Origin of the sequence: Undibacterium sp. Ji22W (assembly GCF_049340305.1) — a bacterium.
In the GTDB taxonomy this organism is placed as follows: Bacteria; Pseudomonadota; Gammaproteobacteria; order Burkholderiales; family Burkholderiaceae_D; genus Undibacterium.
Genome location: NZ_JBMPOU010000040.1, coordinates 1 through 242, shown reverse-complemented (window position 1 = coordinate 242; position 242 = coordinate 1). Strand labels below are relative to the sequence as shown.

General features: G+C 54.1%; 1 protein-coding gene. It reads right to left on the bottom strand.

The features are described from left to right. Window positions 1-242, bottom strand: a 242-nt coding sequence (locus tag ACO0KW_RS20500) for a hypothetical protein (protein WP_423055193.1), incomplete at both ends; no start/stop codon positions are given.

Sequence of the window (242 nt, the reverse complement as noted above, 5' to 3'; positions counted from 1 at the left end):
CTGCTTCATATTTACTGTTCGTATCGGTGACACCACTAATCGTGGCGATCAGGGATTCAGAACCTTCTTTCAAATAATCATCGGTGGCAGTGACTGTAAATGTCGTGCTGCTGCTGCCACTGACATTGACGCTCGCTGGCAATGCGCTGGTATCGACACCCGCTGTCGCGACACCGCTCCAGTTCAAGGCGACCGCAACACTGCTGCCCACTGGAACACTGACGGCATTGCCGCTGCTGTCT